General features: G+C 46.0%; 8 protein-coding genes and 1 tRNA gene. 2 read left to right on the top strand and 7 right to left on the bottom strand.

Going from position 1 to position 8495, the window contains the following annotated elements; all coding sequences use genetic code 11:
- Position 1 precedes the first annotated feature (1 nt).
- Positions 2 to 73, bottom strand: a tRNA-Glu gene (locus tag RDP42_RS09495).
- Between the two features lie 424 nt (positions 74 to 497).
- Here RDP42_RS09495 and RDP42_RS09490 point away from each other — a divergent pair.
- Both RDP42_RS09490 and recO read left to right on the top strand, forming a co-directional pair.
- Positions 498 to 1019, top strand: coding sequence for a hypothetical protein (locus RDP42_RS09490; RefSeq protein ID WP_308763484.1), 522 nt, complete (start codon positions 498 to 500; stop codon positions 1017 to 1019).
- A 28-nt stretch (positions 1020 to 1047) separates the two neighbouring features.
- Positions 1048 to 1773 carry a DNA repair protein RecO gene (gene recO / locus RDP42_RS09485; protein ID WP_308763483.1) on the top strand — a complete coding sequence of 242 codons (726 nt, stop codon included), beginning with the start codon at positions 1048 to 1050 and terminating at the stop codon, positions 1771 to 1773.
- Positions 1774 to 1855: 82 nt separating this feature from the next.
- Here recO and RDP42_RS09480 read toward each other — a convergent pair whose 3' ends face one another.
- Genes RDP42_RS09480 through murG form a run of 6 tightly spaced genes read right to left on the bottom strand, consistent with a single transcriptional unit; the run spans position 1856 to position 8492 of the window.
- Positions 1856 to 2305: a GatB/YqeY domain-containing protein gene (locus tag RDP42_RS09480; RefSeq protein ID WP_303913766.1), complete on the bottom strand. Its 450-nt coding sequence runs from the start codon at positions 2303 to 2305 to the stop codon at positions 1856 to 1858.
- A 40-nt stretch (positions 2306 to 2345) separates the two neighbouring features.
- On the bottom strand, positions 2346 to 3656 hold the full coding sequence (ftsZ, locus tag RDP42_RS09475; protein ID WP_204473580.1) for a cell division protein FtsZ: 1311 nt from the start codon (positions 3654 to 3656) through the stop codon (positions 2346 to 2348).
- A 24-nt stretch (positions 3657 to 3680) separates the two neighbouring features.
- Positions 3681 to 5258: a cell division protein FtsA gene (ftsA, locus tag RDP42_RS09470; protein WP_308763482.1), complete on the bottom strand. Its 1578-nt coding sequence runs from the start codon at positions 5256 to 5258 to the stop codon at positions 3681 to 3683.
- Positions 5259 to 5261: 3 nt separating this feature from the next.
- Complete coding sequence (locus RDP42_RS09465) at positions 5262 to 5999, bottom strand: cell division protein FtsQ/DivIB (protein WP_204473582.1); 738 nt, start codon at positions 5997 to 5999, stop codon at positions 5262 to 5264.
- Positions 5996 to 7372 carry a Mur ligase family protein gene (murC, locus tag RDP42_RS09460; RefSeq protein WP_308763481.1) on the bottom strand — a complete coding sequence of 459 codons (1377 nt, stop codon included), beginning with the start codon at positions 7370 to 7372 and terminating at the stop codon, positions 5996 to 5998. The genes RDP42_RS09465 and murC overlap by 4 nt, the downstream gene beginning before the upstream one ends.
- On the bottom strand, positions 7362 to 8492 hold the full coding sequence (murG, locus tag RDP42_RS09455; RefSeq protein ID WP_308763480.1) for an undecaprenyldiphospho-muramoylpentapeptide beta-N-acetylglucosaminyltransferase: 1131 nt from the start codon (positions 8490 to 8492) through the stop codon (positions 7362 to 7364). The genes murC and murG overlap by 11 nt, the downstream gene beginning before the upstream one ends.
- Between the last annotated feature and the right edge of the window lie 3 nt (positions 8493 to 8495).

The raw sequence follows: 8495 nt of genomic DNA, 5'->3' as shown, positions 1-8495 counted from the left end.
GTAGCCCGTGGGGGAATCGAACCCCCCTTTCAAGAATGAAAATCTTGCGTCCTAACCGATAGACGAACGGGCCATCCTTTGTCTCAGGAAGACCTCCTGATTCTTTACGAGGATACTTATCTCTCGTTTGCGGATGCAAAGGTAGGAAGAATTTTCTAAACTCCAAAACATTCCTGATTTTTTTTTGTTTGTTCCGGCGTGATTTTCCGTTTGAACCGGCCCGATTGAGGTTGGAAGGAAGGGGAAAATGGATTTAACTCGGGCTGGCAGGAGCTTTTTGGGAGATGCTTGTGCGTATTCTTTCGGATATAGTGAGGTATTCTCTGTTTCACAGTGCAGGATTTGTATCCCACACTGTGGGATATGTATTTCACACTGTGGTTTTTGTATCCCACACTGTGGTACAGAGAAATCTTTATAGATTTTGTTTGTTTAGTATAAGTACTTTTTCTATCTTTCGCCCTTAAAAATGGATATTATATAAGGTAGATTGAGAAATGAAGGACTATAAATTGAAGTCTGTAGGCATTTACAACGGGAGTGTGTGTGTGGCGTCGTTGGGCGGAAAGAGTGGGAAATTCGTTCCATCTGAAAGATTGGAATCCTGTAAGGAGTTGGTTTATATGCGTTTGCGTACATTGGAAGCAGTGGCTTCTTTCCGTTTTCTGGAGCGCGCGATAGGGGTATTGACCCAGCATGAGATGCCTGTTTTTGCCATGGCTTCTTCCGCCGGCAGTTTTTCCGTAGTGACGGGAGGTGGGCATGACAGTCTGGAAAAGGTATTCAGGGAGCTTTCTTCGTTTGCTGAAGTGGAACTGGAGCACAATGTGGAGGTCATTTGTGTGCAGGAGGATACAGACACATACGGTAAGAAAGCGGAACAGAATCTGGTGTCGTTGCTGAAAGATATTCCGGTATTGATGGTTTCTTCGGAGGAAGGAGCCGGACGTGTGACATTGACTGTGCGTCGGGAAGATCGTGAGAAGGTGATTCGCCTGTTCCAGGAAGTGTGTGAATGACGATGCACCATGCTAATTCTGAAAAAATATGCTGCAAAGATTGGAAGGGGTAGTGCTGCACGTGGTGAAATACAGCGACAAATCAAACATCGTACATATCTATACGCGTGAGAACGGAAGCATGTCGTTCCTGATACCGGCGGCACGTTCGCGCAAATCGTTGGTGAACGGGGTGTTGTTTCGTCCGCTTTCGTTGGTGGAAGTGGAGGCCGACGTGCGTTCACGCACGGCTCTTTCCTCGGTGAAGGAAGTCCGGTTGGCTTATCCGCTGGAGTCTGTGCCTTATGATCCCTATAAGCTGGGCATTGCCATGTTTTTGGCAGAGTTCTTGTCGCATGCGTTGCGCGAGGAGGGAAAGAACGAACCGCTTTTTGCCTATTTGTCGTCTTCTATCCGCTGGCTGGATGCTTGTCGGGCAGATTTTGCCAATTTCCATTTGGTGTTTTTGATTCGTCTGTCTCGCTTTTTAGGTTTCTATCCCAATCTGGAAGATTACCGGGAAGGCGACTGGTTCGATATGCTGAATGCGTGTTTTGTACCAGAAAAGCCTCTGCATGGCATGTCGCTTTCACCGGAAGAGGCTTCACACATCCGTCAACTGGCCCGTATGAATTACGAGACCATGTTTCTTTTCGGCATGAACCGTCTGGAACGTCAACGCTGCCTGTCGGTCATGATGGAATATTACCGGCTGCATCTGCCAGACTTTCCGGAACTGAAATCGCTCGATGTGTTGAAAGAACTGTTTGGTTGAGGCCGTACATGGATGCACAAAAAACGGGATGTATTCTCGTTTGTAGAAAATACATCCCGTAGAAAATCTTATAGGGAGGATTTTATCCTAACAATTCTTTTACTTTGGCAGAAATGGCACGTCCCTCAGCCAGTCCGGCCAATTCCTTGGAAGCTACGCCCATTACTTTTCCCATTTCTTTACCGCTGGTAGCACCTACACGGGCAATGATGTCTTTCAGTCTGGCTTCCAGTTCTTCAGGAGAAAGCTGTTTCGGCAGATAAGTTTCGATGACACGTACCTGAGCCATTTCTTCTTCTGCCAGGTCGGCACGTCCTTGTCCTTCGTATACGGCAGCTGAATCTTTGCCTTGTTTTACCAGTTTCTGCATGATTTTCAAGGCTGCATCGTCTGTCAGGGTATCGTTGGCTCCCGGAGCAGTTTTTGCTTCCAGAAAACATTTCTTGATGTTACGCAAGGTTTCCAGTCTTACCTTGTCTTTGGCCTTCATGGCCTCTTTGATATCGTTGCTGATCTGATCAAATAAATCCATATTCGTAATATATTATTTTAAAATGTCATTCATTTTGGGGTTAGAAGGTAATAGTCATGGAACCGGAAGCATTGGTGGTTTCTGGTTCTGGTTTGACTTTTTCTTCTGTGGTGGCTTTGGAACGGATGTTTTCCAGTTCCATTTTTGTACGCTTGTAAGTCGGAGTGGTTTCTACCATGCTGATGATGTCATCATTGGCAAGGTCTTCCTGACTGAAGATGTAAATGTTCGGACGTTTCTTCCGCATACTGCTTTTCAGGATGCTCTTTCCGTAGTAGTCGCTTCGGCGTTCGTCCTTCTTCTGCTCTTCTTCTTCCAGGTCGTCCAGGCGTTTCTGTTCTTCCAACGAACGTTGTTTGAGCACGTTGTCCATGCCCGGTACGTCTTTGATGCCGAATCCCGTGGCCAGAATAGTGAATTTCACTTGATTTTCCAGTGTCTCGTCGGTATAAAGACCCCACTTGGTTTCTACGTCTTTGCCGAACTTGCTCATGAATTCGTGGATTTCATCCATTTCACCCATCATCAGTTCACTGTTAGGGCTGTAGGTGATGACGAACAAGACTTTCTTTGAATTGAAAATGTCGTTGTTGTTCAGCAGCGGAGAGTGGAGGGCATCGGTAATGGCCTGTGTCACTCTTCCTTCTCCTTCACCGTATCCGGTACTCATGATGGCTACTCCACCGTCTTTCAACACGGTCTTCACATCGTTGAAGTCCAGGTTGATGATACCTCTCAGGGTAATGATTTCGGCAATGCTCTTGGCGGCGATGGACAGGGTGTCGTCGGCCTTTCCAAAGGCATTCATGACACTGATGTCGGAATACACATCGCGCAGGCGTTCGTTGTTGATGACCAGCAAGGCATCTACGTGTTTGCTCATTTCTTCCACACCATCGAGTGCCTGGTCAATTTTCTTGTTGCCTTCGAACAGGAACGGGATGGTTACGATACCTACGGTCAGTATTCCCATATCCTTGGCCGTTTTGGCAATGATAGGAGCGGCACCTGTTCCGGTTCCACCTCCCATACCGGCTGTGATGAATGCCATGCGGCATCCGTCATTCAGCATATTCTTGATGTCTTCGATGCTTTCTTCGGCTGCTGCCCGTGCTTTTGCCGGACGGTTTCCGGCTCCCAGTCCTTCACTACCTAATTGCAGTTTACGGAGTACGGGAGATTCTTCCAAAGCCTGGTTATCCGTGTTGCAGACCACGAATGTCACATCATGGATACCTTCTTTGTACATGTGGTTAACGGCATTGCCACCACCGCCACCCACACCAATTACTTTGATTATATGTGGAGAGTCTTTCGGAAAATCGAAAGGTACCATTGTTTCGTCTGACATAATTCTATCTATTTATGTGAGTAATCAGTTGTCTTTTAAAATCTCGTCGGAAAGGTTGGTTACTTTTTTGGTGAAGATATCGAACCAACTGTTTTCTTTCTTTTCTTTATTGATTTTCGCTTCCAGTTCGTTCAACTCTTCTTCCTTCTCGGCAAGATGCATACGTCGTGCGTTTTCAATTTCTTTCAATGCTGCCTTGTATTTCTTCTTGCTCAATTGCAACCGGGCCTCTTCTACATAGATGTTATATTCCTCCAGCCGTTTGCGGTTGCGTTCCTCTTCCTGACGTTTCTTTTCTTCATTGATTTTACGGATACGTTCTGCTTCTTCTTCGGCTTTGCGTCTTTCCTCTTCTGCCTTGAGGCGTTCTGCTTCTTTCCGTTTGGCTTCTGCTTCTTGTTCCGCCAGATCGTTGATGAAGTCCAGCTGGTGGCCTTTCCGTGGGTCTATCTTAAGGCAGTTTTCCTTGCCTTCTACCAATAGCCCAATCAATGTGTTCTTTGTGCCGTTCTTGGGTAACTGAATAGCACCGTCCAATGCGATGTTACAGCCTTTGGCGATACGGATTTTTTCAATTTTGGTAATCTGCTTGAAGGCTTCATCAATGTTCGGCATATTGGAGGCTCCTCCTGTAAGCACCAAACCAGCCATCAACTTATCGCCGTAATCGGAAACCATAATCTGGTTCCACACGTTAGAGATGATTTCATTGACACGGGCTTCCACGATGTATTCCAGCTTGTGGGCTGGAACGGTACATTTCCCTTCGATGGAGTATTCCTGTTCATGTGCCTGGTCTTCATCCTCGGTGGGCGGGGTAAGGGCACATCCGTAGCGAAGCTTCAATTGTTCGGCATCCTCTTCTTCAATTTGCAAGCTGCAGATATCTTTTGTGATGTTGTTGCTTCCCAAAGGAATGACAGCCAGATGGCGTAGGATATTGTTTTTATATACAGATACAGTGGTTGTATCCGCTCCTAAATCCACGAGGGCACAGCCGGAACGTCTTTCACTGTCGGTCAGTACCACATTGGCTGTGACTACCGGTGAAAGTAAATAGTCTGCTATTTCATATTTTGTTTGCTTGAAGCATTGAGCTATTCTGGCTTTCAGGGTATGATTCGCAATGATATTCAGGTAATGTCCTTCAATGCGGTCGGCTGAGATTCCGACAGGTTCAGTCAGAAGATTATTCCCCACTTTGTATTCTTGAGGCTCTACACCCAGAATTTCTTGGTCTACCAATGAGATCTCACGGTTGTTTTCCATGAGCGACTCAATCAGTGCTTGTGAGATTTTCGTATCTTCTCCTAATTGTTTGGTGACGTTGTTGCGTATACTTCTGATAGATTGTCCGCCGATTCCTACATAGACTTTCTTGATGGAAGCCTGCAAATCGTTTTCCAGTTTCTGGATCACAGAAACCAGTATCTGTGTGGTTTTATCTAAATTGAAGATGGCTCCTTTTTTGATACAATCTGATGAAGGGGCATTGGCATAGGCAAGAATCTGGATACTTCCATCAGCATTCTTTTTACCGGCAATCCCTGTGATATTGGTCGAACCCAGTTCGATAGCTGCTATAAAATCTGTTACTGCCATATGTTAGTTTTCTTTTCTTGTTCCGATAATCTGGTTGTTAAACTCAATGCTAATCCGTTCGTATTTGTTCCAGCCGATACGGTTTAGCACTTTACTGTAAAACGTTTGCAATTTACTGAATTTTTCTTCAAAATCAGTGGCTTTTCCTAAAAAAAGAATATGGTCTCCCACTCGTGGAACAATTTCGAGTTCTTTTTTGGGAGTTACATTGATTTGTTCCACTTGAGCGTTCCAAAAAGGGCTGTGTTGGAGATACAATCCTAATTCGTACAACTCTTTTTGGGCAAATTTCCGATCGATAAATCCTGTGGCGACTGCTACATGAATGGGTTTGCCGGTGGCATTCATGATTTTGCCGGACTGGTCGATATAGTAATTGTCGCCATTGCTGCTCATCACTCGGAGAATGGGGATACGTTGGTAGACTTCAATGCCCACTTTACCACCGGAGGTAAGATAACATTCTGCTTTGTTGATAAAGGGATGCTTGGACAATGTCTCCTCCAGTCGGCGGACATTGATGCTGCCGATGCGTTTCTTTTCTGGGTACAGATTCTTCTCCTTAAGTAGTTTTTTTACCTCTGCTTCAGTGATAAAGCCATAGTCAATGCTGTCTTTGACAACCAATTTCATACCCTTGCAGACCTGATTTTCAGGTTGCCGGTTGAATACAGTAACGGCTACCACCAGGTAGGCCGAAACCACTAACAGAATACAGAGTATGAAAATTCGTTTAATCATCTATCTTTCAGCAATTCATAAATTTGTGGAACGAAATTGTCTATATCACCGGCTCCGAGTGTGATGAGCACATCCAGTTTCTTGTGTTTCAACACGTCGAGCAGTTCTTCTTTGGTGCACATGCTCTTCTCAATGCCAGGACGCAGGTTGTCATAAATGAGTTGACTGGTGACTCCCGGTATAGGGGCTTCACGGGCCGGATAGATATCCAGCAGGATGACTTCATCCAGCAGAGACAGGCTTCGGGCAAAATCCTGATAGAAGTCGCGGGTACGCGTATACAGATGAGGCTGGAATACGGCAGTGATTTTCCGGTCTGGGTACAGGCGGCGAATGGAAGTCACGCTTTGGCGGATTTCTTCCGGATGATGCGCGTAATCGCTCAGGAACACGATGTGCGAATTCTTTATCTTGAAATCAAAGCGGCGGTCTACTCCTCTGAATTGTGGCATGGCAGCTTTTATCTCTTCCGGGGTGGCACCTCCGATTTGTGCCAGTGCCATGGCTGCAATGCCATTTTCAATGTTGACATACACAGGTACACCCAACTGGATATCTGCAATATTGCCCAAGGGAGAGATATAGTCGAAATAGATTTCTCCTTCGTGGATACGGATATTCTCTGCATGGAAATCGCCTTTGTCTACTGAATAGGTATAGACGGTAACTCCCGGTTTGACGTCCGGTTTCAGTTCCAATCCCTCTTTCATAATCAGGTAGCCGTCCGGACGGATGAGGGAAGTGTATTTGCGGAAACTCTCCAAATAGGCTTCGTGGGTGCCATAAATGTCCAAGTGGTCAGAATCCGTAGCGGTAATCACTGTGGCATACGGAGTCAGCCAGTGGAAAGAGCGGTCAAACTCGTCTGCTTCAATTACCACGTACTCGCTTTTGTCCGACAACAGCAGATTGGTGTGATAGTTTTTGGAGATACCTCCTAAAAAGGCATTGCATCCCACATGCGAATGGTCCAGCAAGAAAGCAGCCATGGTGGAAGTAGTGGTCTTTCCATGAGTACCTGCTACACACAGACCTTTCTCGGTCTGGGTCAGCATGCCCAAGACTTGTGCACGCTTGTGGATTTCAAAATGGTGTTCTTGGAAATAAACCAGTTCTTTATGGGTAGCCGGTATGGCGGGTGTAAATACCACCAAGGTGGTTTCCGGGTGTAAAAACTCTTCCGGAATCAAGGCTACATTTTCTTCATAATGAATCAGGGCACCTTCTTCAATCAACTTTTCAGTCAATTCGCTCGGAGTACGGTCATAACCGCCTACTTTTTTCCCTTTTGAGAGGAAGTAGCGAACCAAGGCACTCATTCCAATGCCTCCGGCTCCAATGAAATAGACCGCTTTTATCGTATTAATGTTCATGACTTTCTTGGTATTTTAAAGCCAGCTTGCAGACTTCTTTGGCAATGATGGTTGCAGAGTCTTTGATGGCCAGCTTTTTAATGTTCTTACTTAATTCTTCCAGTAAATCCGGTTTACGGACGGTGTCGATAGCTGTATCCAGCAGCTTTTGCGTGGCTTCACTGTCTTTGATATAAAGAGCTGCCTGTTTGTTTACGAGGGCCAGGGCATTCTTTGTTTGGTGGTCTTCGGCCACATTGGGAGAAGGAACCAGAATAACCGGTTTGCCTAACAGACAAAATTCGGAGATGGAACCTGCTCCGGCACGACTGATGACGAGGTCGGCTGCACTGTAGGCAGCAGCCATATCTGAAATGAAGTCAGTAGTGTACAACATGGGCAGGTTGCCATAATTCTGGACAGCCTGTTTGGCTTCATTGATGTAGATTTTACCCGTCTGCCAGATGAATTGTACACCGGATTCTTTTATCTTGTCAAATCCTTGCATCATGCAGTTGTTGATGGTACGTGCTCCCAGACTACCTCCGATAATCAGGATGGTTTTCTTGTTTGGATCCAGTCCGAAAGAACGGATGGCGTCTTCCCGGGAAATCTTTTCATTCAACAAACCTTGACGGACAGGGTTTCCGGTAAGAATGATTTTACTCTTGTCGAAGAAACGTTCCATACCTTCGTAGGCCACACAAATCTTTTCCGCCTTCTGTGCCAACAGTTTGTTTGTCACACCGGCGTAAGAGTTTTGTTCCTGTATCAGGGTCGGGATACCCATCATGCCGGCTACTTTCAGCGTAGGCCCGCTGGCATAACCTCCCACTCCCACTGCAGCATGAGGCTTGAAGTTCTTGATGATTTTTCGTGCCATCAATTGGCTTCTGAACAATTTGATGAGTACGCTGATGTTTTTCAACAAATGTTTTCTGTCGAATCCAGCCACCGGGAGTCCGATAATCTTATATCCGGCAGCTGGTACCCGCTGCATCTCCATGCGTCCTTCAGCCCCGATGAACAGGATTTCAGCTTCCGGATGCAGTTCTTTAATGGCGTTGGCGATAGAGACGGCCGGGAAGATATGTCCTCCCGTTCCCCCTCCACTTACTATGATGCGTAAATTTTCTTTCATATT

Origin of the sequence: uncultured Bacteroides sp., from assembly GCF_902472605.1 — a bacterium.
Taxonomy (GTDB): Bacteria; Bacteroidota; Bacteroidia; order Bacteroidales; family Bacteroidaceae; genus Phocaeicola.
The sequence above is the reverse complement of the archived record's forward strand: the minus strand, read 5'-3'. Positions and strand labels throughout refer to the sequence as shown.

Coding starts and splice junctions, on each gene's coding strand:
- RDP42_RS09490 (WP_308763484.1), top strand. CDS start 498: ATGAAGGACTATAAATTGAAGTCTGTAGGCATTTACAACGGGAGTGTG.
- recO (WP_308763483.1), top strand. CDS start 1,048: ATGCTGCAAAGATTGGAAGGGGTAGTGCTGCACGTGGTGAAATACAGC.
- RDP42_RS09480 (WP_303913766.1), bottom strand. CDS start 2,305: ATGGATTTATTTGATCAGATCAGCAACGATATCAAAGAGGCCATGAAG.
- ftsZ (WP_204473580.1), bottom strand. CDS start 3,656: ATGTCAGACGAAACAATGGTACCTTTCGATTTTCCGAAAGACTCTCCA.
- ftsA (WP_308763482.1), bottom strand. CDS start 5,258: ATGGCAGTAACAGATTTTATAGCAGCTATCGAACTGGGTTCGACCAAT.
- RDP42_RS09465 (WP_204473582.1), bottom strand. CDS start 5,999: ATGATTAAACGAATTTTCATACTCTGTATTCTGTTAGTGGTTTCGGCC.
- murC (WP_308763481.1), bottom strand. CDS start 7,372: ATGAACATTAATACGATAAAAGCGGTCTATTTCATTGGAGCCGGAGGC.
- murG (WP_308763480.1), bottom strand. CDS start 8,492: ATGAAAGAAAATTTACGCATCATAGTAAGTGGAGGGGGAACGGGAGGA.